At 45.2% G+C, this 24105-nt stretch carries 18 protein-coding genes, 3 pseudogenes and 1 riboswitch; of the genes and pseudogenes, 17 read left to right on the forward strand and 4 right to left on the reverse strand.

Annotated features, from left to right (window positions below; translation table 11 throughout):
* Window positions 1-7 precede the first annotated feature (7 nt).
* From mmsA to CCC17_RS01050, 3 genes and pseudogenes are all read left to right on the forward strand, one after another.
* On the forward strand, window positions 8-1546 hold the full coding sequence (gene mmsA, locus CCC17_RS01040; protein WP_092070227.1) for a multiple monosaccharide ABC transporter ATP-binding protein: 1539 nt from the start codon (window positions 8-10) through the stop codon (window positions 1544-1546).
* A 4-nt stretch (window positions 1547-1550) separates the two neighbouring features.
* On the forward strand, window positions 1551-2726 hold the full coding sequence (gene mmsB / locus CCC17_RS01045) for a multiple monosaccharide ABC transporter permease (protein ID WP_215638288.1): 1176 nt from the start codon (window positions 1551-1553) through the stop codon (window positions 2724-2726).
* Between the two features lie 389 nt (window positions 2727-3115).
* Window positions 3116-4444 (forward strand): annotated as a pseudogene (locus CCC17_RS01050) (IS1182 family transposase); the annotation flags it as partial.
* Window positions 4445-4593: 149 nt separating this feature from the next.
* Here the strand turns inward: CCC17_RS01050 and CCC17_RS15155 are convergent.
* A pseudogene (locus tag CCC17_RS15155) lies at window positions 4594-4821 on the reverse strand (IS1634 family transposase); the annotation flags it as partial.
* 336 nt (window positions 4822-5157) lie between these two features.
* On the opposite strand from CCC17_RS15155, the gene nhaC reads away from it, so the two are divergent.
* From nhaC to CCC17_RS01080, 6 genes and pseudogenes are all read left to right on the forward strand, one after another.
* A complete protein-coding gene (gene nhaC / locus CCC17_RS01055; RefSeq protein WP_015526033.1) occupies window positions 5158-6603 on the forward strand; it encodes a Na+/H+ antiporter NhaC in 1446 nt (481 codons plus the stop codon).
* Window positions 6604-6608: 5 nt separating this feature from the next.
* Window positions 6609-7100, forward strand: a complete 492-nt coding sequence (locus CCC17_RS01060) for an amidohydrolase family protein (protein WP_015526032.1) — start codon at window positions 6609-6611, stop codon at window positions 7098-7100.
* 53 nt (window positions 7101-7153) lie between these two features.
* Window positions 7154-8314 (forward strand): beta-aspartyl-peptidase, encoded by a 1161-nt coding sequence (gene iadA, locus CCC17_RS01065; protein WP_015526031.1) that lies wholly within the window; start codon window positions 7154-7156, stop codon window positions 8312-8314.
* Window positions 8315-8349: 35 nt separating this feature from the next.
* Window positions 8350-8550: pseudogene (locus CCC17_RS01070) on the forward strand (sugar ABC transporter permease); the annotation flags it as partial.
* A 201-nt stretch (window positions 8551-8751) separates the two neighbouring features.
* The gene (locus CCC17_RS01075) at window positions 8752-9543 is read left to right on the forward strand and encodes a ParA family protein (protein WP_015526030.1); all 792 of its coding nucleotides are present in this window, start codon (window positions 8752-8754) and stop codon (window positions 9541-9543) included.
* Window positions 9530-9973 carry a hypothetical protein gene (locus tag CCC17_RS01080; protein WP_021650455.1) on the forward strand — a complete coding sequence of 148 codons (444 nt, stop codon included), beginning with the start codon at window positions 9530-9532 and terminating at the stop codon, window positions 9971-9973. The genes CCC17_RS01075 and CCC17_RS01080 overlap by 14 nt, the downstream gene beginning before the upstream one ends.
* A 148-nt stretch (window positions 9974-10121) precedes the next feature.
* Here the strand turns inward: CCC17_RS01080 and CCC17_RS01085 are convergent, their stop codons facing one another.
* Entirely contained in the window at window positions 10122-11843 is a 1722-nt protein-coding gene (locus CCC17_RS01085; protein WP_287082361.1) for an ABC transporter ATP-binding protein, read from the reverse strand.
* A 441-nt stretch (window positions 11844-12284) separates the two neighbouring features.
* Here CCC17_RS01085 and CCC17_RS01090 point away from each other — a divergent pair, with 441 nt between their 5' ends.
* Window positions 12285-14537 carry a PTS transporter subunit IIABC gene (locus tag CCC17_RS01090; protein ID WP_015526027.1) on the forward strand — a complete coding sequence of 751 codons (2253 nt, stop codon included), beginning with the start codon at window positions 12285-12287 and terminating at the stop codon, window positions 14535-14537.
* A gap of 239 nt (window positions 14538-14776) precedes the next feature.
* Entirely contained in the window at window positions 14777-15604 is an 828-nt protein-coding gene (locus CCC17_RS01095) for a PRD domain-containing protein (protein WP_147603315.1), read from the forward strand.
* A 28-nt stretch (window positions 15605-15632) separates the two neighbouring features.
* On the opposite strand, the gene CCC17_RS01100 is transcribed toward CCC17_RS01095, so the two are convergent.
* On the reverse strand, window positions 15633-16511 hold the full coding sequence (locus CCC17_RS01100) for a LysR family transcriptional regulator (protein ID WP_015526026.1): 879 nt from the start codon (window positions 16509-16511) through the stop codon (window positions 15633-15635).
* 166 nt (window positions 16512-16677) lie between these two features.
* On the opposite strand from CCC17_RS01100, the gene CCC17_RS01105 reads away from it, so the two are divergent.
* Window positions 16678-17325, forward strand: a complete 648-nt coding sequence (locus tag CCC17_RS01105) for a YoaK family protein (RefSeq protein ID WP_161209430.1) — start codon at window positions 16678-16680, stop codon at window positions 17323-17325.
* A 15-nt stretch (window positions 17326-17340) separates the two neighbouring features.
* Window positions 17341-18096 carry a DUF4866 domain-containing protein gene (locus CCC17_RS01110; protein WP_173740795.1) on the forward strand — a complete coding sequence of 252 codons (756 nt, stop codon included), beginning with the start codon at window positions 17341-17343 and terminating at the stop codon, window positions 18094-18096.
* 95 nt (window positions 18097-18191) lie between these two features.
* Here CCC17_RS01110 and CCC17_RS01115 read toward each other — a convergent pair whose 3' ends face one another.
* Window positions 18192-19520, reverse strand: coding sequence for a threonine/serine ThrE exporter family protein (locus CCC17_RS01115; RefSeq protein ID WP_015526025.1), 1329 nt, complete (start codon window positions 19518-19520; stop codon window positions 18192-18194).
* A gap of 321 nt (window positions 19521-19841) precedes the next feature.
* Between CCC17_RS01115 and pckA the strand changes: the two genes are divergently transcribed.
* The 4 genes from pckA to CCC17_RS01135 all read left to right on the forward strand — a co-directional run bounded on the left by pckA (window position 19842) and on the right by CCC17_RS01135 (window position 24007).
* Window positions 19842-21446: a phosphoenolpyruvate carboxykinase (ATP) gene (pckA, locus tag CCC17_RS01120; RefSeq protein ID WP_015526024.1), complete on the forward strand. Its 1605-nt coding sequence runs from the start codon at window positions 19842-19844 to the stop codon at window positions 21444-21446.
* A 296-nt stretch (window positions 21447-21742) separates the two neighbouring features.
* Window positions 21743-21923, forward strand: a riboswitch (NiCo riboswitch).
* 200 nt (window positions 21924-22123) lie between these two features.
* Window positions 22124-23053, forward strand: a complete 930-nt coding sequence (locus CCC17_RS01125) for a cation diffusion facilitator family transporter (RefSeq protein ID WP_015526022.1) — start codon at window positions 22124-22126, stop codon at window positions 23051-23053.
* Window positions 23054-23358: 305 nt separating this feature from the next.
* Complete coding sequence (locus tag CCC17_RS01130; RefSeq protein ID WP_015526021.1) at window positions 23359-23562, forward strand: hypothetical protein; 204 nt, start codon at window positions 23359-23361, stop codon at window positions 23560-23562.
* Between the two features lie 112 nt (window positions 23563-23674).
* Window positions 23675-24007, forward strand: a complete 333-nt coding sequence (locus CCC17_RS01135) for a rhodanese-like domain-containing protein (protein WP_015526020.1) — start codon at window positions 23675-23677, stop codon at window positions 24005-24007.
* Window positions 24008-24105: the final 98 nt, after the last annotated feature.

Consider the following 24105-nt stretch of genomic DNA (forward strand, 5'->3'; position numbering starts at 1 on the left):
AATTGAGTTGGCTAAGATACTTCTGGAAATGAAAAATATCACCAAAACTTTCCCAGGTGTAAAGGCACTGGATAATGTTAATCTCCAGGTCGAGGAAGGCGAGATCCACGCACTGGTAGGTGAAAACGGTGCCGGTAAATCTACATTGATGAATGTATTAAGTGGTATTTATCCGTACGGTTCGTATGAAGGAAATATTATTTATGATGGTGAGATCTGTAAGTTTAACACTATCAAAGACAGTGAACATAAAGGAATTGTAATCATCCACCAGGAACTTGCTCTGATCCCGTACATGACCATCGGGGAGAACATGTATCTGGGTAATGAAAGAGGCAAAAGCTTTTCCATCAACTGGAATGAAACTTATGGAGAAGCAGATAAATATTTGAAAATAGTAGGACTGGAGGAATCCTCCAGAACTTTGATCAAGGATATTGGTGTAGGTAAGCAGCAGCTGGTTGAGATCGCAAAGGCACTTGCAAAGAATGCAAAGCTGCTCATTCTGGATGAGCCTACCGCATCACTGAATGAAGATGACTCCAAAGCTCTTCTGGATCTTCTTCTGAAATTCAAGAAGCAGGGAATGACCTCTATCATCATTTCCCATAAATTAAATGAAATCTCCTATGTAGCAGATAAGATCACAGTTATCCGAGATGGATCTACCATTGAAACACTGGATAAAAATAAAGACGATTTTTCTGAGCAGAGGATCATTCAGGGAATGGTTGGACGTGAGATGACAGACAGGTTCCCGAAACGTCCAAATGTAAAGATCGGCGATGTTTCCATGGAGATTAAAAACTGGAATGTTTATCATCCGCTGTATACAGAACGTAAGGTGGTAAATAACGTATCCTTTAAAGTACATAAAGGAGAGGTTGTCGGTATTTCAGGACTGATGGGAGCAGGACGTACAGAACTGGCTATGAGTATTTTTGGCAAGAGCTATGGAACTAAAATTTCTGGACAGGTGTTCATGAACGGAAAAGAAGTGAAGCTGAATACAGTTCAGGAAGCCATCGACAACAAGCTTGCTTATGTTACAGAGGATCGAAAAGGAAACGGGCTGATCCTTTCCAAGTCCATAAAGATGAACACTACGCTTGCAAACATGTCCGGTATCAGTAATGGAAAAGTGATCGATACGGATAAAGAATACGCAGTTGCTGAGGAATACAGGAAGAAACTGAAAACCAAGTGTCCGACAGTTGAGCAGAATGTCGGAAACCTGAGCGGTGGTAATCAGCAGAAGGTCCTTCTTGCAAAATGGATGTTTGCAGAGCCGGATATTCTGATCTTGGATGAACCTACAAGAGGTATTGACGTAGGTGCCAAATATGAAATCTACTGTATCATCAATGACCTGGTCGCAGCAGGAAAATCTGTGATCATGATCTCTTCTGAGCTTCCGGAAGTGCTTGGAATGTCAGACAGAATCTATATCATGAACGAGGGCAGATTCGTAGGTGAGGTAAGTGGTGAGGAAGCTACATCTGAGCTGATCATGTCCAGGATCGTGAAGTCAGGTAAAGGAGAGTAAGAAGATGGAGAAAAAGATTAGTTTTTCAGAAATATTAAAAAAATATACCATGGTCATTGTTCTGGTATTTGTTGTGATCATGTTTTCTGTGAACACAAAGGGCGTTATGCTTCTTCCGCAGAATGTAAATAACCTGGTAGCCCAGAATGCATATGTATTTATTCTTGCAACCGGTATGCTGTTCTGTATTTTAACAGGTGGTAACATCGATCTGTCAGTTGGTTCTGTTGTATGCTTTGTTGCTGCTGTCGGTGGTAAGATGATGGTTCTCAACAGTATGAACCCGTATCTCACTATGATCGTGATGCTTCTTGTGGGTATTGCCATTGGTGCATGGCAGGGATTCTGGATCGCTTATGTACGAATTCCTCCATTTATTGTTACTCTGGCAGGTATGCTTGCTTTTCGTGGCCTTTCCAACGTAGTTCTGGAAGGACAGACCCTGGCTCCGATGCCGGATGCTTATCTGGCTTTGTTCAATAACTATATTCCGGACTTCCTTGGTGGAGGTGAAGGATTTAACAGAACATGTTTCGTAGTTGGCATTATTGTCTGCATCGTCTATGTTGCACTTGTTATGAAAAACCGTGCAGACCGTGCAAAGAAAGGCTACAGTGTTGAGTCTTTCGGTGGTGTTGCAGTGAAGATGGTTCTGATCTGTGTAGTTGTTCTTGCATTCATGTTCAGACTTGCTCAGTACAAAGGTATCCCGAATTCCCTTCTCTGGGTTGTAGTGATCATCGCAATCTATACATACATTGCTTCCAAGACTACAACAGGTCGTTATTTTTATGCAGTTGGCGGTAATGAGAAGGCAACAAAGCTTTCCGGTATTGACACAAACAAGGTTTATTTCCTTGCTTACTTGAACATGGGCCTTCTGGCAGCTATTGCAGGTATGGTGACAATGGCCAGACTGAACTCATCCAACCCACAGGCAGGTACAAACTTCGAGATGGATGCGATCGGTGCATGTTTCATCGGTGGTGCTTCTGCTTATGGTGGTACCGGTACAGTTCCCGGTGTTATCATTGGTGCCCTCCTTATGGGTGTTCTGAACCTTGGTATGAGTATCATGGGTATTGACCAGAATATCCAGAAGGTTGTCAAAGGTATGGTTCTTCTGGCAGCGGTTATCTTCGATGTTGTCAGCAAGAGAAAATCTTTTATCGTAAAATAATAATAGTCAGCGAATCAGGACAGCAGGTTTTCGGAGTGATCCGGAACCTGCTGTTTTTGGGTGTATATACTGTTGTTTTATGTAAGGTTATTTTGTTACTGTTCACTGGTCAATGTCATTTAGTTAATTTTCAAGGTTAGATCTTATACATGAGGTCTAACCTCTTTTTTAGTTTTTCCCTAAATAGGGGTTGACACTTCAACTCAAATGTGCGGCCGCTCTCACTACTGATTGGTTTTTAGAAGTAGTGAGAGCGGCCCTTGTAGTTAAAGAAGCATCTGCACGATGCAAATACAACTACAAGGAGATTTTTTTATGCTACAAAACCAAATCAAAACCATATTTAAAAGGGCACTGAAAAAGTCTGATTCTAAAAAAGAATTGGGCTTTTTTGTGAAAATTTCGGTCGCCCGGCAAAGGAACCAGAAATGATGTTTAAACTGCTTTTCCTGAAAAAACTGTACGATCTTTCTGACGAAGCCCTGATTAGCAGCGCCCAGACGGACATGGCATATAAATTTTTCCTTGACCTGGAACCAGAAGCAAAAATGATAGATCCCAGTCTTCTCACAAAATTCAGAAAAACTCGTATTACAGAAGATATTCTGGAAGAAATGTTAAAAGAAACCATTCAACAGGCTTTGGATAAAAATCTGATCAAATCGGGAACCATTATCGTTGATTCCACCCATACAATTGCTTCTGTCTGGGCAAAATCTCCAACGCAGATTCTGCGGGATATGAGCAAACAACTTCGGAAAGAGGTTTATAAAACAGCTTTTGAATTATCAGAGCGATTTCCTGAGAAACCCTCTTTGGAAGCAGGACTGGATGAAGAAATTGCCTATACTAGGGAACTACTCCAGGTTCTGGAGGAAGGAATAAAATCCTGTGGAAATAAAAAGATACAGAAACTTTCTCATGAAATGAAAGAACTACTAGAAGATGAGCGGCTCAAAGAGATCCGATCCAAAGATGATAAAGATGCACGGTTTGGACATAAAACGGCAACCAGTACGTTCTATGGATATAAGAATCATCTTGCGATGACTGAAGAACGTCTCATTGCGGGGATCACTGTAACAGATGGAGGAGCACCAGATGGGCAGGAATTACCAAAACTGATAGAAAACGCGAAGGAAAATGGAATAAAAGTTACAGAAGTTATAGGCGATATGGCATATGTCAGTGATGACAATCTGGAAGTCTGCGGAAAAGAGATTACATTGATTGCCAGAACCAATACAGCAGTAGCTGCTGCAGCAAACGGGAACCTTGAGGAAGGTTTCTGCTTTAATAAAGATGCTGGGATGCTGCAGTGTCCTGCCGGAGAGCTTTCCACGCGTGTAGAAAAAAGAACGGCAAAAAATGGGAATACTTATTTAAGATATATATTTAGCAAAGTAACGTGTCGGAAATGTCCCCAAAGAGAAAAATGCCGTGTAGGAAGATCAAACGCTAAAACAAGAAGCTACAGTATCACGCAAGCAAGCGAGAAAAATCTTGAAAGGCTTAAATTTGAAGAAAGCGAATATTTTCAGGAGCGAATGAAGATTCGGCACAGGATAGAAGAAAAGAATGGAGAACTAAAGGAAGCTCACGGTTTGCGTAAAGCAGATTCGAGAGGTTTATTTGCTATGCATCTGCAAATGTATTTTACGGCATTTACAGCAAATGTAAAACGAATAGTAAGATTAGATGAGCTGGCTATGGAGTAAACCATAGCTTTTTATGATTTTCCTAAGTAAAGATTTGAAAATAATATAAAAGAAAAACTTCCACTTAAGAAGAAATGGAAGTTTTTCAGTGCCCTTCAAATACAAGGGGTGTGGCACTTTTATCTGCATACACGAAACATAGTAATGTTTTATCTCCGCTTACTTTTTTTCTGAATTCCTTTCATTTTCCGTTTTGTTATGAATTGATAGTCTGTTCTGAATCCACAGGTTTCGTGGAGATCGTCAGTGATTTTCTGACGTTCATATACCGGCATGAAACCCTGTTTTTCTACATCTGCAAATTTTATGTCTTTTAAAATATGGAGCAATTGTTCTGTAGTATAAGTTCCTTTCAAAGCGCGGTTTAATAACCGGATTTGTATAGGACTGAGTGATATAAAAGGACTCGGAATTTTTTGATTTTGATGTTGTTATACGCACAATAATTACCGCTTCCACTGTTATAGTACATATCACTAAATATTACTATATAATAAAAATAAAAATTTGACAAAAAAATAAGCCTGTTTCAAGGCTTTGCGGTACTTTTTTGAATTTCAATGTGTCAAACTCCCGTGTAACAAGAAAATAAAAAAATATAAAGTTTTAGTTGTTGCCCGTTATCTTTTCTGATATAATAAGTCCAAATCTTAATACTCTGCCGTGATAAAATGTGAAACTGTCACGAAGGAGGCTAAAAGGAGAAACTACAAATGAAAGAAAAGAAAGAACGGGCCAAACGTCTGCCCACTTTTGCGGAATCGATCACACCGATCGTCGCAATGCTCCTGATCCTTACCATCGGAAAAGGCGTATTCGGCTACAGCACAGAGCCGCTTCTGATCATGGTAGCTGCAATCGCAGCATTTATCGCGTTCCGTGTAGGCATTACCTGGGATGAGATGATGGATGAGATCTGCACCAAGATTGCAAAGGGCATGCCTGCCATCCTGATTCTTGTATGTGTTGGCGCTATGGTTGGTACCTGGATGGCATCCGGTACCATTCCGATGATGATTTATTACGGCGTCCAGATCGTAAACCCGAAATTCATGCTGGTTACCGCGTTCCTGATCGAGGCAGTGGTTTCGGTTGTTACCGGTACCTCCTGGGGTTCCGTTGCAACCATGGGTGTTGCCCTGATGGGAATCGCAAGCGCCCTTGGCGTATCCCTTCCGGCTACTGCAGGCGCCTGCATCGCAGGTTCCTACTTTGGTGACAAGATGTCTCCGCTGTCCGATACCACAAACCTGGCTCCGATCGCGGCAGGCAGCACACTGTATGAGCATATCGGACATATGTTCTACACCACTGTCCCAGCAACCATCGTTTCCCTGGTGGTATATGCCATTGTTGGTATGAACGCAGATGTAAGCGCAGATATTACTTCTGACACCGTTACTACTTTATTAAGCCAGCTTTCTTCCATGTACAGCTGGAACCTGCTGATCATCATTCCGGTAGTGATCGTGCTGGGCGGCTCCCTGCTTCAGAAGCCAACCATTCCGGTTATGCTTCTTTCTACTTTTGTAGCAGGCTTGGAGAGTGTCTTCATTCAGCACGTAGCGTTAGGAGATGTGTTAAAGGCAACCGTAAACGGTTTTGATGTATCCATGATCCACCGTGCAGGATTTGACACCGAGACCTGTTCCGAGGCCGTAACCAAGCTGTTAAACCGCGGCGGTATGAACGGCATTATGAGCACCACACTTCTGGTATTCTGCGCATTCTGCTTCGCAGGTATCATGAGCCGGGCTGGCTGTCTGGATGTGGTACTCCAGAAGATCTTAAGCGTGGCAAAGAGTACCGGTGCGCTGATCACCGCAACCGTTGCAGCCTGCATTACCATGGCACTGACCACCGGTAACTCTTACCTTGCCATTCTGATTCCGGGCGAGATGTTCCGTGACGCTTACAAAGAGCGCGGGCTTGCGGCAAAGAACCTGTCCAGAACCCTTGAGGATGCCGGTACCGTAGTTGTACCGCTGATCCCGTGGTCCGCAGCAGGTGCTTACATGGCTTCCACCCTTGGCGTAGAGACTTTGGATTACCTTCCATGGGCAATCCTGTGCTACACCGGCTGGATTTTTGCAATCATCTGGGGCTTTACCGGATTTGGTATTGCCAAGCTCGATGATGAGAAGAAAAAGGAGAACTAAATACGATGTCCAGAGTGCTTTTGATTAAAAACGCGAATCTGTATGATCCGGATCCAAAAGGAATCCGTGATATCCTGATCGTAGATGAAAAAGTATTTTCTGTGGCAGAACACATCGATCCACCGGAACTTTCTGCTCCGGTGGAAGTTGTTTCTGCAGATGGAAAAATGGTAATTCCTGGTTATGTGGACCAGCATGTTCATGTGATTGGCGGGGGCGGCGCAAAGCTTCTGGTTACACGGCTTTCTTCCCTGCATGAGGAAGTGCGTGATGCTGTAAAGGCAGGGGTTCCGGTGGAAAAAGCCATCCGCATCTGCGGGGAGAACCCGGCCAGAGCCAACGGATTATTCCCGAAAAAGGGCTGCATCCGTCCGGGCAGCGACGCGGATCTTGTGATCCTGGATGAGGAATTTCTGGTAGATACGGTATTTGTCCGTGGACAGAAAATGGTGGAGTATGGAAAAGCACTGGTAAAAGGCACCTTTGAGACAGACTGACAGAAGCTTTGAAATAGAAAAGCGGAAAAGAAAGAGACAGGAGAATTGACATTATGATCAAGTTACTGAAAAACGCGAATGTGTACGCACCGGAGAAACTGGGAAAGAAAGATATCCTTATTGAGGGGGAAAAAATCCTTCTGATGCAGGATACTATTGAGGGATATGAGGGACTTCCGGGAGTGGAAACCTATGATCTGGAGGGAAAGACCGTTGTTCCGGCTTACATTGACATGCACGTGCATATCACAGGCGGCGGCGGAGAGCAGGGGCCGGCATCCCGTGTACCGGAATCCCAGCTCAGTGAATTCTTCAAAAATGGTATTACCACGGTAGTCGGACTTCTGGGAACCGATGGCGTAACCCGCAGTGTGGAAAATCTGGTCGCAAAAGCTCGCGCCCTGACCGAAGAGGGCATGACCGTGTACACTCTGACCAGTTCCTATGGTTACCCGCCGACCACCCTGACCGGAAGTGTAGAGCGCGATATCATCCTGGTTCCACCGATGATCGGTGTGAAGGTAGCGGTATCGGATCACAGAAGCTCCAACCCAGGCGGAGAAGAGCTGATCGCGCTGGCTACTGCAGCGCGCAGAGCCGGCTTACTCAGCAATACCCCTGGCCTGGTAACCATGCACATGGGTGACGGAGAGGGAAGACTGGATCCGATTTTCTATGTGCTGGATCATTCCGACGTTCCAGCCAAGAACCTGCTGCCGACCCACATCTTACGCAATCCTGGACTGATTGATGCCGGCGCGGATCTGGTGCGCCGTGGCGGCTACATTGACTGCACCGCCGGCGCCGATGATGTGGAGGTCGAATCCGATGCTCTGAAGCTCTATGAGCTGTTGCACCGCGAAGATGTGAGCCTGGATCATGTAACCATGTCCAGTGACGCGTTCGGAAGCCAGCCGCGCTTCAACGAAGAGGGCGAGTGCATTGGCCTGACCTACGCGTCCCCGAAGTATCTGCACCGTACCATCCAGATCCTGGTAAGAGAGGGCATGCCGCTGGAGGATGCCTTACAGCTTCTGACCAGCACTCCGGCCGTACTCCTTGGCAAAGAAGGAATCAAGGGCTGTGTAGCGGAAGGCGCAGACGCAGACCTTCTGGTACTGGATGAGAATCTCAACATCAACAGCCTGTTTGCCCGCGGCAAGGTCGCTGTGTGGGAGCAGGAAGTGAAGATGAAGGGCAGATTCGAGCAGTAAGGAAAAACATACAGGAGAAGGACTGTGATTGACTTATTGGTGGTGCTTCTGCTTATGGTGGTACCGGTACAGTTCCTGGTGTTATCATTGGTGCACTTCTGATGGGTGTTCTGAATCTTGGCATGAGTATCATGGGTATTGACCAGAATATCCAGAAGGTTGTTAAAGGTATGGTTCTTCTGGCAGCGGTTATCTTCGATGTTGTCAGCAAGAGAAAATCTTTTATCGTAAAATAATAATAGTCAGCGAATCAGGACAGCAGGTTTTCGGAGTGATCCGGAACCTGCTGTTTTTGGGTGTATATACTGTTGTTTTATGTGAGGTTATTTTGTCGGTTTTCGTGGTTTTATGGGGGATGTGCTTGTTTTTAGGAGAACGTTATATTATAATAAGGGCAAGTGACAGAAAATACGAAATTATGTTGTCGGGAGGCTGTAATGGGAAATACAGTAACGATCTGTTTTGCAAATAATAAGGGCGGCAGCGGAAAGTCCACCAGCTGTTCCAATGTGGGAGCGGCACTGGCCGGCATGGGTAAGAAGGTACTGATGGTAGACGGTGATATGCAGCTGAATCTTTCCCTTTCTTTTTTTTCGGAGGAAGAAGTGCTTGAGATGGCAGCAGGGGAAAAGAATCTCTACTATGCTATCGGTCATCAGTCGGATCTCAGCGATTTTATCGTGCATACGAAGTATGAGAATCTGGATCTGGTTCCGTCGTCTACGCTGATGAGCTCCGTGGAATATGAGCTTTTTACAAAATGGCAGAGAGAGTTTATCCTGCGGAAATGTCTGCAGAAGGTTAAAGATTCCGGAGTGTACGATTACATTCTCATTGATGCACCGCCTACTCTTGGCGGCTGGGTGATGAATATTTTATGTGCATCCGATTATGTTCTTGTTCCGGTAGAGGCAAGTCCGTGGGGTATGTTTGGTCTTGCAAATATGTTTGATTTCCTCAATGAAGTCAGGGAGATCGCTCCGGATTTAAAGGTTTTGGGAATCGTAGTAACCAAGGCAGATGCCAGAAAGAATTATTTCAAACAGACTATGGAAACACTGAAAGAAATGGAAGGAATCTATCTTTTCGAATCTTTTATCCGTGTAGACAGCTCCATCGAATGGTCCCAGGACAGCAGTGAACCAGTTGTGGAGTTCAAAAAAAGCAGCCGCAGCGCAAAAGAGTACATAGCATTGGCAGAGGAGGTAATGAATCGTGTCAGTAGGTAAAGCAAGCATCGCAAGAGCAGTAAATGCAGAAAAAGCATCCAAAACAGAAACAAAAACAGAGGTAAAAGAGGCTGAGGTTAAAGCAGCAGAGAAGCCGTCAGAGGTAAAAGCTGAAACAGCTGAAAAAGCGGCAGAAAAAACTACAGCAAAGAAAACAGCAGCCAAAGCTCCTGCAAAGAAGACCACAGCAAAGAAAGCAGCCGCAACAAAAACAACAGCAAAGAAAACCACTACCAGAAAAACAACAGCACGTAAAACCGCAGCAAAGAAAACAGCTGCAGCAGAAACAACAGGAACTGTAGCCCAGAACGTGATCAGCGGAGGAAACGCCGACGAACTCCAGGCCAAATTCCTCACCCCAAAGAAAGATGAGCCGGACAACAACCAGCCAGTAGGAATTAAAGACGAGCTTCCGGTTTATCTGCTGTAATCTTTGATTGAATTTTTTGAAAAGATAGTAATTGACAAATAAAAAGACTGCTATATATCTATATCACTATTGATAAGGTATACAGCAGCCTTTTATTTTGCCCTATAAAAATCTCAGTGGGACAGCGAAGCGCCTCCCTCGTATCTTTCTACATATTGTAATATGCAGCATACAATCCATTCTTCTCAAGCAGTTCAGCATGAGTGCCTCTTTCGGCGATACCCTCCTCCGTGATCACAATGATCTCATCCGCATCACGGATCGTAGAAAGCCGGTGCGCGATCGTAATGGTAGTACGATTTTTTGAAAGTTCCTCCAGACTCTTCTGAATCCAACGTTCGCTTTCGTTATCCAGAGCGCTGGTGGCCTCATCCAGGATCAGGATCGGAGGATTCTTAAGGAATACACGTGCAATGGAAATCCGCTGCTTCTGTCCGCCGGAAAGGCGTGTGCCACGTTCTCCGACATAAGTGTCGTATTTATCCGGAAGCTCCATGATAAAGTCATGGATACTCGCACATTTGGCGGCTTTGATGATCTCTTCATCGGAAGCTCCGGGCTTTCCGTAGGCAATATTATCCTTGATGGTTCCATCAAAAAGATAGACATCCTGCTGTACCATACCGATCTGGCTTCGAAGGCTCTTAAGAGTCAGCCCGCGGATATCCTTTCCGTCTACAGTAATGGAACCGCCGGTCACATCATAAAATCTGGGCAGGAGAGAGCAGATCGTGGTTTTTCCGCTTCCGGAAGGTCCCACCAGGGCAATGGATTTTCCTGCCGGGATATCAATAGAGATATCGGAAAGCACAGGAGTTTCATCATCGTTGTAATGAAAAGAAACATGGTCGTAACGCACATGTCCTTTCACGTCCGTAAGCTCCGCAGCGTTGTCTGCATCCCTGATCTCGGATTCTGTTTCCATCACATCCAGGAAACGGCGGAAACCGGAAAGACCCTTCTGCATCATTTCCACAAGTTCCACCAGGATCTGGATGGGGCTGATAAAGATTCCGATATACAGGGCATACATGGCAAGATCTGCAGTCTGCATTTCACCCTGAGCAATCAGATAGCCGCCGTAAACAAGAGTTACCAGGTACATCATGCCCTGGAAGAAAAGATTGGAACTCATGAAGCTTCCCATGCAGTGATAATTATCTCTTTTGGAAACAAGGAACGCTTCATTGCTTTTCTTAAATTTGACACGTTCGATGTCCTCGTTTGCGAAGGACTGCACCACGCGGATTCCGGAAAGCGTATCCTGAAGGCTGGCATTTACATCTCCGATCTTACGACGGTTTTCCATGAAGGTTTCCTGCATTTTTGCATTCTGGCGGAAGGAAAACACAAACATTACGATCACCAGGAGGATCAGCGGCAGTGCAAGTTTTTTGTTGATAAAGAACAGGAAGATAAAAGCACCGACGATCTTTACCAGAGAGATAAAAAGATTCTCAGGACCATGATGTGCAAACTCGGAAATGTCAAAAAGGTCACTGACCAGCTTGCTCATCATCTGACCGGAATTATTCCTGCTGTAATAGGAAAAAGACAGCTCCTGGTAATGGTCAAAAAGCTCCCGGCGCATATCACGTTCCATCTTTGCACCCATCATATGTCCCTGATAGGTTACATAATATTTGCAGAGACTCTGCACAATGTACATAACAAAAAGAGAAGCTGCAATCACAGGGAGGGCATGAAGAATAATATCCTTATCCTGTGTAAAGAGAGTTTTTGTCATAGTACGAAGAATCTGGGGATAAGCAAGATCTACCAGACTGATAACGGCTGCACAGATCAGGTCAATAAAAAAGACCGCTTTGTACGGGCCGTAGTAGTGGATGAATTTCTTGATGGTATTCATCGGAAAAGTACCTCCGTTTTTATGAAATGTATAGTGTTGTCTGAGCAAAAAATATTGCTGCCGGACATTCTATGTTCATCTTATCATAAGTGAGAATAAAGTCAAGATAAGTGAATTTCTGGCCTGTTTCGTTTCTGTATACTTTCTGAGAACAGGAACTATATGGCTGCTGTTCACAGGAAATATTCCGCAAGAGATTATTGGCAACGGAGCGGATAGTGATATGAGGAGATATTTTTTGGAAAAAATCAAATTACTCCTTGACACAGAAGAACAAAACCCGTATAGTGTATTTCAGATTTGGTGTGTAACTGATAAGCAGGCATTAACCAGTCATAAATGTTATTATTTTTATTTGACGTTTATGGGGGTTGGTGTCTTTTTTTGTTGCCCACTTAAAAGATTCCCGCTCCAAAACGTCGAAAGAAAAGGAGAGAGAACATGAAAGACAAAATTTTCGGAGTTTTGCAGCGTGTGGGACGTTCCTTTATGCTCCCCATCGCAATCCTTCCTGTGGCAGGCCTGCTTCTTGGATTCGGCAGTTCCTTCACAAATGAAACGACCATTGCAACCTATGGACTTCAGAAGATTCTGGGAGACGGAACCATCTTAAATGCACTCCTAGTCATCATGAACAAAGTCGGAAGTGCGGTATTTGATAACCTGCCTTTGATCTTTGCAGTAGGTGTGGCCATCGGTATGGCAAAAAAAGAGAAAGAGGTAGCAGCTCTTTCCGCACTGATCGCTTACTTCGTTATGAACGTAGCCATCAACGGTATGCTGGTAGTAAATGACAAGATCACAGCAGACGGACAGATCGCAAAAAGCGTTCTGGAAGGTACTGTAACTTCTGTCTGCGGCATTCAGTCTTTGCAGATGGGTGTGTTTGGCGGTATTATCGTCGGCCTTGGTGTTGCGGCTCTGCACAACCGTTTTCATAAGATCGTGCTTCCAAACGCACTTTCCTTCTTCGGTGGTTCCAGATTTGTGCCCATCATTTCCACCATTGTATATATGTTTGTGGGAATCCTGATGTATTTCGTATGGCCGGCAGTCCAGAACGGTATTTATGCTCTGGGCGGTCTTGTAACAGGCAGCGGCTATGTCGGAACCCTGATCTTCGGTATTATCAAACGCGCGCTGATCCCATTCGGACTTCATCACGTATTTTATATGCCATTCTGGCAGACAGCCGTTGGCGGGACTATGGAGGTTGCAGGCCAGATGGTACAGGGCGGACAGAACATCTTTTTCGCCCAGCTTGCAGATTCCGCAAATGTAGCGCATTTCAGTGCTGATGCAACAAGATATTTTTCCGGAGAGTTCATTTTCATGATCTTCGGTCTTCCGGGAGCTGCTCTTGCCATGTACCGCTGTGCAAAGCCTGAGAAGAAAAAAGCAGCAGGCGGACTTCTTCTTTCAGCAGCCCTTGCATGTATGCTTACAGGAATCACAGAGCCACTGGAGTTCTCCTTCCTGTTTGTAGCTCCTGCATTGTTTGCAGTACAGGTTGTTCTTGCAGGCGCGGCTTATATGATCGCACATATGCTGAACATTGCAGTAGGACTTACCTTCTCCGGCGGTTTCCTGGATCTGTTCCTGTTCGGAATCCTTCAGGGAAATGCAAAGACAAGCTGGTTCAGGATTATCCCGGTAGGTATCATTTACTTTATTCTCTATTATGTGATTTTCACCTTCCTGATCAAAAAGTTCAACTTTAAGACTCCGGGACGTGAGGATGACGACACAGAAACAAAGCTTTATACAAAAGCAGATGTAAACGCAAGAAAAGAAGCCGGAAAAGCCGGTGAAGCAGCAGGAAGTACATCTGCAGACCCGGTAAGCGAAGCCATCACAGCCGGCCTTGGAGGAAAGAAAAACATCAGTGATGTGGACTGCTGTGCAACAAGACTCCGTATCACCGTCCATGACGCAGCAAGAGTCAACGACGATATTTTGAAAACAACAGGTTCCAGAGGAATCGTGAAAAAAGGCCAGGGTGTCCAGATCATCTACGGTCCGCAGGTAACTGTGATCAAATCCAAGCTGGAGGATTATCTGGAGACAGCGCCGAATGAATATTTTGAAGGTGCAAATGAGAAAGAAACAGACAATGCGGAAAATCAGGCTCAGTCTGATACAGAGCGTACAGCAGAAAGTACAGGTGAGGCTACTCAGAACACAGCTCCGACATCCGAAGCCAGCACGCAGCCAGAGAAAAAGGTTCTCAGAACAGCGATTGTCTACAGCCCGGTAACCGGTATCGCCGCAGACCTTTCCACAGCGCCGGATGAAGGCTTTGCGGAAGGAATGATGGGAGAGGGTGCTGTAGTCACACCGAAGGACCCGGTGATCTGTGCTCCGGAAGACGGCGAGGTAGAGTTTATTTTTGACACAAAGCATGCCATCGGATTCCAGACAGATACAGATCTTCCTATGCTCCTCCATATCGGCATTGATACTGTAAAGCTGGAAGGAAAAGGCTTCGAGATCCTGGTAGAGCAGGGACAGCATGTAAAAAAAGGCGAGCCGTTGATGAAGATTGACATCCCGTATCTTATAGAAAACGCTCCGTCCTTATGTTCTCCGATCCTTTGCACAGAGATCGAGGATAATCAGAGAGTACGCCTTCTTGCCAATGGAGAGATCAAGGCAGGAGAGCCGCTGTTCGCAGTAGAGACTGTGGAAGAATAGGAAATTTTTCAGCAATAATATAGAAGATTGGTTTTGTGAAAAGCGCGCCTAATGCCCGGGCGCGCTTTTCCTGTGGCAAAGAAAATAACTGTCTGTCAGAAGGGCTTTACACAAAAGAAAGATTCTGTTACGATAAAGAAAATCAACAGCTGCAGACAAAAATGTCGACTGAAAATCCGGGGCAGACAGTGGTGGAATGTGGAAAAGCAGCAGGATATATAAAAATGGTGGGGAAAAAGATGTACAGAGTGAGCAAGGTATTGAACAATAACGGCATCATTGCCATAAATATGGAAGAAAACCAGGAATATGTACTTCTGGGAAAAGGTGTGGGATTTGGAAAGAAGGTCAGCCAGCGTTTTGAGGCTCCGGCAGACTGTACTATTTACAGGCTGGCTCAGGAGACAGAACGTGGCTCAGCAAAAGAACTGGCAAAGAGCATAGCACCGGAATTTCTGGAGATCGCAGATGAGATATTGAGAGAAGCTGAGAAGACCTTTGGGGATACCATAGACAGAAGGATCCTGTTTCCCCTTGCTGATCATATTTCCTTTGCAGTGGGACGTATCCGGAATCATGAGCAGATCAGCAATCCTCTGACGGATGATATCAAGGTGCTTTTTTACAGCGAATTCAAGGTGGCGGAGGTATTGAAGAAGATCCTGAAGGAGCGGATGGATATTGAAATCGACGAGCATGAGGTGGGATATGTGGCACTTCATATTCACTCAGCACTTGGAGATGAAAAGGTGTCTGTTGCCATGCAGACAGCAAGAACGGTACGGGAATGCATCGCCATGATCGAGATGGCCACAGGAAGAAAGATCGATGTGATCTCCCTGTCCTACAACCGTATGATGAACCATATCAAATATATGGTAGCCCGTGTCTCCACAGGGGAGACACTGAAGCTGGATATGAATGAATATATAGAAGAAAAATATCCGGAATCCTACAGGATCGCGGAGGATGTCTGTGAGAGCCTGGGCAAAAGCCTGGGTAAAGAGCTGGATCCTATTGAAATTGGTTATCTTGCCATGCATATTGAGCGGACAGTGGAACAATAAATGTAAATGGCTGATCCGCCTCAGGGATTTACACAATAAATTCAATAGCTTTTTTGACAGCAGTACTCATGGCAGTACTGCTGTTTGTGACTAAGCAGACCTCTCTCTGAGGGAGCGGCTCCTTAAGCTGAAGGGCAAAAATCTTCCCGTCATTGATCACTTCCCGGGCAAGGGGCTCGGGGTAAAAGCCGATTCCCAGATTGTGGACGATCATGGGAAGGACCTGGTCTGTAGTTGCTGCCTCGATGTCAGGATGAAAAGAAACACGGTTTTCCATAAAGTAATTCATATACATTTCTCTAGTGCTGGTCCCTTCCGCAAGACCTACAAAGGGCAGATCCTGAAGCTCATGGATGCTGATAGGGGCAGTGGTCAGATCCTTATATTTGCTTCCGCATACAAGAATTTCCCGGTAACGCAGGAGACTTTTTTTCTGTAAAGGCTTGCGGATGGAGATCGGAGTGGTGACAATAGCGAAATCCACCGCATAATTTTTCAGTGCCTGTACTGCCTGAGGAGTAGAATGGTTAAAGAGGCGCAGGCGAACATGGGGATATTGCTCGCGGAACAGCTCCAGCTTTTCCAGAAGGATCAGACGCAGGGCATTTTCGCTGGCGCCGATGGAAACCAGACCATGCTCCAGCTCTCCGTTCTGGCGGATTTCCTCCTCGCCGATGGACAGCTGCTCAAAAGCCAGGGCAACGTGTTCATAAAGCTGGCGGCCTTCCGGTGTAAGTGCGATTCCTTTGTTGGAGCGGAGAAAGAGCGTACATTTCAGCTCCTGCTCCAGGTTGTTCATACAGCGGGTGATATTTGGCTGGTTGTTGTGAAGAGCTCTTGCTGCCTTGGTAAAGCTCTTATACTGGGCTACATAATAAAAGATCCGGTAGTAGTCGTAAGTGATCATGTATTGTCTCCATCCTGTGATATGATTTTAATATGTTTACGATATTAATAATACTTTTTACATTTGCTTCTGAGCAAACTATAATACACCCGAGGAAAAAAATCAATGACAGGAGTGATTTAGAGTGGTTTCAGGAGGCGGAAAGCTGCAAAATGCGGACCGGCAGATGTCAGAAGCTTTTATCACAAGTGTATTTCTGGCAATGTCCGGCGGATTTCAGGATGCCTACACATACTTTACAAGAGATGAGGTGTTTTCCAACGCCCAGACAGGCAACGTGGTTCTGATGAGCCATAATTTTATGACAGGACAGTGGGGAGACGGTTTAAGGTACCTGTTCCCTGTTTTAGCCTTTGCCATTGGTGTTGTAGCGGCGGAGCGAATCCAGAATACCTTTAAATATGCAAAAAAACTTCACTGGAGGCAGATGATCCTGCTGATCGAGATCCTGATCCTTTTTGCGGTGGGATTTATGCCGGGAGAATTGGATATGCTGGCAACCGTACTGGTATCCTTTTCCTGCGCCATGCAGGTACAGACCTTCCGGAAGGTGGGCGGTTATTCCTATGCAAGCACTATGTGCATCGGAAATTTACGAAGCGGCACGGCGGCGTTGTCCGTGTATTGTCGTGAAAAACGTCCGGAACAGCTGAAGCAGGCTCTTTATTATTTCGGAATAATTTTCTTTTTTGCCATTGGAGCCGGTGGCGGAGGAAATCTGTCCATGAGGCTGGGGATCCCGGCAATCTGGGTATCGGATGTTTTGCTTCTGATCAGCTTTATTCTGATGTTTTCCAGTAAACATAGAGATTAGAAAGGGTGAGGAATTGTGGAAAACAGCACATTATTCCCAAGAGAGGAAAAGGCGGAGCTTTTATTTGAAAAGATCCTGAAGGATCCGGAGGCGTGCAGACGGCTGACGGAGACCTTCTATGAATCCATGGATGCGGATACAGACATAGAATGCGGATATCTTCCTCCGGAAAAATTCGCCTATGCATTGCTGGACGCATATAAAAACCGTGATCTGACAGCTCTCCTTATGGCGATCTGCCAGAACAGTATGTTTGATCTTCTGCGAAATTCTTTTCTGGCACCGTTCAGGTTCAATGCAGATGGACAGGAGAATCCGGTATTTCTCACAGATGAAAAAGGAAATTTTCTGCGGGAAAAGGGAATCCATGTAAGTGACAGGGATTACGACCGATTTCGCAGGATATACAGGGAGAAACCTGGTGTAAAGATGTATCTGGCGTATGGCTACCGGAAGCGCCATGCCTATGATGAAGATACCATGGAAGTAGAAGAGTACAAAATGGGCGAACATATCGGTGTGCTGCTGGTGTATGAGCTTCCGGACAGCGTAAAGGAAAAAGAAACGGAGGCACAGGCCTATGCGGCTGTATGGGATATCATGATGGCAATTCAGAAGAAGCTTCCAAGAGCTTTTGTGTATTATGGGCAGGATTCTGTGGAGGATGGTGGAAAACGTTATGACGGACTGGGCGTTTTTCTCCCCATCCATAAATTTGCGGACCGCCTGGAAAAAATGATCGGGATCGCTGATGAGATCGTAATGAAATAGAATGTACAAAAAAGGACTGCTTTTGTATTGCTCCGGTTATCAGAAGGATAGCTGATGACCGGAAGCTACAGAAAGCAGTCCTTTTTGTATGCCCATCAGGTGCAGTAGCGGAACATTTTGTCCGTAAGGATCCTGGCGAAAATAAGGCCCAGGGGAAGAGCAACGATGATCAGGATCGCAGCTGCAAACCAGGAGGCGGAAACATTCAGGGACATGATCCCCAGATTGTAGATCGCCCGGTAGAGATAAAGCCCCGGGACCATGATCACAATGGATGGTACGGTAATGGAAATTCTGGGATATCCCACTTTTGTTTTGATGAGGGAGGCCAGAAGTCCGGCGGTCAGTGCTCCGAGAAAAGCTGCGGCAGCAGGTGGAAAACCGGCAAGATCAACAAGTTCCAGCCGGAGTGTGTTGGACAGTGCACCGATGAAAGCGGCAGCTGCGGCTAGACGGACAGGGCTGTTGAACATGACCGAAAAGCCGAATACCCCGCAGAAGCTTGCCAGAAGCCGGAACAGGATCCTCTGAGCTGCCGAAAGCTCCAGAGGCAGGAAATCCACAGGTTTCAGATGAAGAAGCAGTGCCATTAGCCAGGCAGAGACAGCAGCCACCATTACAACAATAATGGCGTAGGCCAGTCGTTCCAGACCGGAACGCATATCCAGCTTGGCAAGGTCGATCCCGCTTGTGATAAACGGAAAGCCTGGAATGATAAACAGCATGGAACAGATGTATCCGGCCTCATGCTGGACGGAAATGTGGAACAGAAGCTCTGCCAGCTTCAGGAAGCCTGCATATACAAGACAGGCAGAGGAAACAGAAACTGCAATGCACATAAACAGAGTAAAATGATGCTTGCCAAGCTTGCAGCGGATGGCGTTTCCGATGCCTGCGCCTGCAAAAGCCAGGATCATTTCCAGCGGGCCACCGCCCAGAAGAAAAGTAAATGCACCACAGGCCAGTGCAGAAGCCAGTCCCAGGGATGCAGGGGAATAAAGCCCGTGGATCCGCTCGATCTCATCTAACTGACTGTGCAGTGCTTCACCGCTCATATGGATACCCTCCGCAGGAAAATCACTGACAAAATGTTCCAGCCTGTTCAGTCTGGAAGTATTTACGCCGGTGGTAGTCAGACTAAGTGCATGGGAAAAACTGCTCTCACCGTCAAAGCAGGTGTAGCTTATAGACATCAGTCCGATATCTGCGGAACAGGTGATACCAAGTGCTTCTGACAATGTATTCATGGAACTCCGTACCCGCCAGGCACCGGTCCCACAGGAGAGAAGCATCATGCCTGTACGGCCGATCAGGGAAGCTTTTTCGGAAAGAGAAGCTTCGGTGATGGGCTGGTTGTTCCTGGCGCTTACGTAGTTGTGCCAGGGGATTTCCATATGATTACGTTTGATTAGAATATCTGACATAGAAATCACTTCTTTCTATATATTAAAATCATATAGTTGCTATTATAAATATATATAATAACTATAATCAGATATATTGTAGCCATTATTCTGAAAAAGTCAAGTGTAGATGAAATAAAATCTGACAGTACTAAAACGTCACTGTTAAAGATTTATCATTTTTTTGCGGAAAATGAATTTTTTTGGTTGCTTTTACGTACAATTTATGTATAATTGTGGATAGGGATGTTGGAATGACCAATTCCTATGGCAGGATGACAAAAACCTGCAGCAGTAGGTGGCTATCATAATTACTATTAAAGAAGAGAGGTAAATGTTAAGATGGCAAAAATCGATTTAACAAAGTATGGTATTACCGGAACAACTGAGATCGTGTACAATCCTTCCTACGAGACATTATTTGAGGAAGAGACCAAACCGGAGCTTGAAGGATTTGAGAAGGGTCAGGTCAGTGAGCTTGGTGCTGTCAATGTAATGACAGGTATCTACACAGGACGTTCCCCTAAAGACAAATACATCGTTATGGATGAGAACTCCAAGGACACAGTTTGGTGGACATCCGATGAGTACAAGAACGATAACCATCCGGCAACTCAGGAAGCATGGAATGCAGTTAAAGATCTTGCCAAGAAGGAGCTTTCCAACAAGAAACTTTTCGTAGTAGATGCATTCTGCGGAGCTAACAAAGACACACGTATGGCTATCCGTTTCATCGTTGAGGTTGCATGGCAGGCACACTTCGTAACAAACATGTTCATTCAGCCGACAGCTGAGGAGCTTGAGAACTTTGAGCCGGATTTCGTTGTTTACAACGCATCCAAGGCTAAAGTTGAGAACTACAAAGAATTAGGACTTAACTCTGAGACAGCTGTAATGTTCAACATTACAAGCCGTGAGCAGGTTATCGTTAATACATGGTACGGCGGAGAGATGAAGAAAGGTATGTTCTCCATGATGAACTACTATCTGCCGCTTAAGGGCATCGCTTCCATGCACTGCTCTGCAAACACAGACCTTAACGGAGAGAACACAGCTATCTTCTTCGGTCTTTCCGGAACAGGTAAGACAACACTTTCCACAGATCCTAAGCGTCTTCTGATCGGTGATGACGAGCATGGCTGGGATGACAACGGAGTATTCAACTTCGAGGGTGGATGCTACGCTAAGGTTATCAACCTTGACAAAGAGTCTGAGCCGGACATCTACAATGCGATCAAGAGAAACGCTCTTCTTGAGAACGTAACACTTGATGCTGAGGGCAAGATCGACTTCGCTGACAAGAGCGTAACAGAGAACACACGTGTTTCTTACCCGATCAACCACATCGAGAACATTGTTCGCCCTGTATCTTCTGCACCGGCAGCGAAAGAGGTTATCTTCCTGTCCGCAGATGCATTCGGCGTACTTCCTCCAGTATCTATCCTGACACCGGAGCAGACACAGTACTACTTCCTTTCCGGATTCACAGCTAAACTTGCTGGTACAGAGCGTGGAATCACAGAGCCTACTCCTACATTCTCCGCATGCTTCGGACAGGCATTCCTTGAGCTTCATCCGACAAAATATGCTGAGGAGCTCGTTAAGAGAATGGAGAAGAGCGGTGCGAAAGCATACCTCGTTAACACAGGATGGAATGGAACTGGAAAACGTATCTCCATCAAAGATACTCGTGGTATCATCGATGCTATCCTTGACGGATCTATCCTTAAAGCTCCGACAAAGAAGATCCCATTCTTCAACTTCGAGGTTCCGACAGAGCTTCCGGGCGTAGATCCTGCAATCCTTGACCCACGTGACACATATGCAGATGCTGCAGAGTGGGAGACAAAGGCTAAAGATCTTGCTGCAAGATTCGTTAAGAACTTTGCTAAATATGAAGGAAATGCAGCTGGTAAAGCACTCGTTGCAGCCGGCCCGCAGGCATAATCAGTCATTCCAACTGAATACAGATCGTAGACTTAACCGGGAGCGGATTTATCCGCTCCCGGTTTTTTGACAAACAACTGAGGATCTATTGTTTGATATAGAACTGTGCAGTGCGAAGCATGTTTCCAGACATGGAATAAACAGAAAGTTGAAGATATCTACCTGTAAAATAAAAAACTTTGGCTTGACTAACATAAGGTTCATGGTGTATCCTTTCTGAGAAGTTGAGCGGGAGACCCGTAAGACTGTAAAAATTCTCTTTGCACTGCATTACATTCGAACAGGATGCGAGATCAACAGTACAAACTGAGCAGGCGATGCTTTTCGGAATCGAAAATATTTATCGAAGGCATGGGGCCGGGCCGCAGGAAGCGGCAGCGGATATGGATTTAAACGTAATTGCAAAGAACCTGCATTCACGGAATATGAGGTGAAGCAGAATGTGACTTTGCTTTCAGACATATCTGCGGGACAGTGTATGTTTCGCAGGTATGTCTTTTTTACTGCAAAATATGGATGGAACAGAAGGTAGAAGCTGGGATATCCCTATACAGAAAAGAAAGAACACCGGCGGAAAATCGCACTGCAGCGAGTAGTGAAGGAACCGCCGGTTTTTTCACGGAAAATGTTGTGCCATAAGAAGAACCTGATCATATATTTAAAAGGAGATTCTGTTTATGGAACACACAGAAAACAAAACAATTATACATGATACAGAAAAAACAGCTTCATGGGAACAGCAGACAGCAATGAAGGTATCCGGGATCAGTATTCTGGTAAACCTTTTATTATCTGTATTTAAACTGATCGCAGGTATTGTGGCACATTCAGGAGCGATGATTTCGGATGCCATTCATTCTGCATCAGATGTGGGAAGCACCTTCATCGTAATCATCGGTGTCCGTCTTTCAGCAAAGAAATCGGACAAAGAGCACCAGTACGGACATGAAAGAATGGAGTGTGTCTCTTCCATTGTCCTTGCAGGAATGCTGCTTGTCACTGGTCTTGGAATCGGAATTACCGGTGCCCGTGATATCGTAAAAAGCACATCCGGTGGAACCATTGCCATTCCGGGAACACTTGCACTGATTGCAGCAGTGGTATCCATTGTGGTAAAAGAGTGGATGTTCTGGTATACAAGAGGTGCTGCAAAGAAGATCAATTCAGGAGCCCTGATGGCAGATGCATGGCACCATCGTTCAGATGCACTTTCCTCTATCGGAGCGTTTGTCGGCATCTTCGGTGCAAGACTGGGATACCCGATTCTGGACCCGATCGCCAGTATCGTGATCTGCGTTATGATCGCCAAGGCATCGATCGACATTTTCAGGGATGCCATTGACAAGATGGTAGATCATTCCTGTGATGCAAAAACTGAGGAATTCATGAAGAGAGAGATCCTCAAGGTACCGGGCGTCAGAAGAGTAGACCTTCTTAAAACCCGTCTTTTCGGATCCAAGATGTATGTGGATATCGAGATCGCAGCAGATGGAAATATTTCCCTTTTTGATGCACATGATATTGCGGAAAATGTACATCATACGATCGAGAATAAATTCAAAGATGTAAAGCACTGTATGGTGCATGTAAATCCGATCAACGGATAAAAAAACAAGCTGCCGGAGCAACTGTGATCGTCATCCGGCGGCTTGTTTTTGTATAGAGAAACACCCGGTAGGGGAGCTACCGGGTGTTTCGAGGGGAGTATAAATAATTAAATAAGGGGTTATGTAAAAAAAATTTTTGAAGGGTAAATTCTTTTTACAAGAATGATTATAATATAAACTGGAAAAAAAAGCAATATGATTTTGGCGAATAATCTCCAAACTTTTTGGGATACTATTTCCTGTAATAAAAAGCGGCAGAAAGCTTCGGAAAGCCGTAAAATCAACTTCATCAGGAGGTAATTCAAATGGCGAAAAATTACGAAACAGACAGAAATGAGTCTAATTATGCAGGAAAAAATCACGGGGAAAGTGCTTCCAGAAATTGCGGAAAAAACAGCTCTAAGAACAATTCTGGAAATTCTTCCAGGAACAGTTCCAAAAGCAGCTACGGAAACAAAATTTCCGATGAATATGATTCTGAGAAGGACAGAGGCTCTGACAGATATTAAAGGATAAGAAAAGCGGGAAAAGTCAGAGATGGCTTTTCCCGCTTAAATACATATAAGGGAACATTCACCCGGAAGCTTCCATATAATATACCAAAAAGAGGAGATTTTTTCCATGTTTCAGATCGAAACTATCTCTGCAAAAATGCTGGATTATTATGTGGAGCGCAGCGACGCTGTTATCATAGATCTCCGGGATTCTGCCGCCTACAGAAGGGGACATGTCCGGAACGCGGTAAATATTCCATACAGAGAGCTGGAGGAATATCTTGAGAAAAAACAGGATCAGAAATATCGTTTTCCCAAAGATAAGCTGCTGATATTTTACTGCGACCGCGGCGGCGCCAGCATGCAGGCTGCCCGGAGCCTGGCAAGACAGGGCTGTCGTACCAGGTCCGTGATTGGTGGATTTGCAGCCTACAGAGGGAGAAATCTTGTGCGCGGATAAAAAAAGCGGACAATATCAAATCAGATTGCGAATGCATATCTGTAACAAATCTTGTATTTTAAAGGAAATCATGATAATGTAAAGAACAGAGATAAAAA

The sequence above is a fragment of the Blautia sp. LMAG:36 genome (genome assembly GCF_008680535.1).
Classification (GTDB): Bacteria; Bacillota; Clostridia; order Lachnospirales; family Lachnospiraceae; genus Blautia_A; species Blautia_A fusiformis.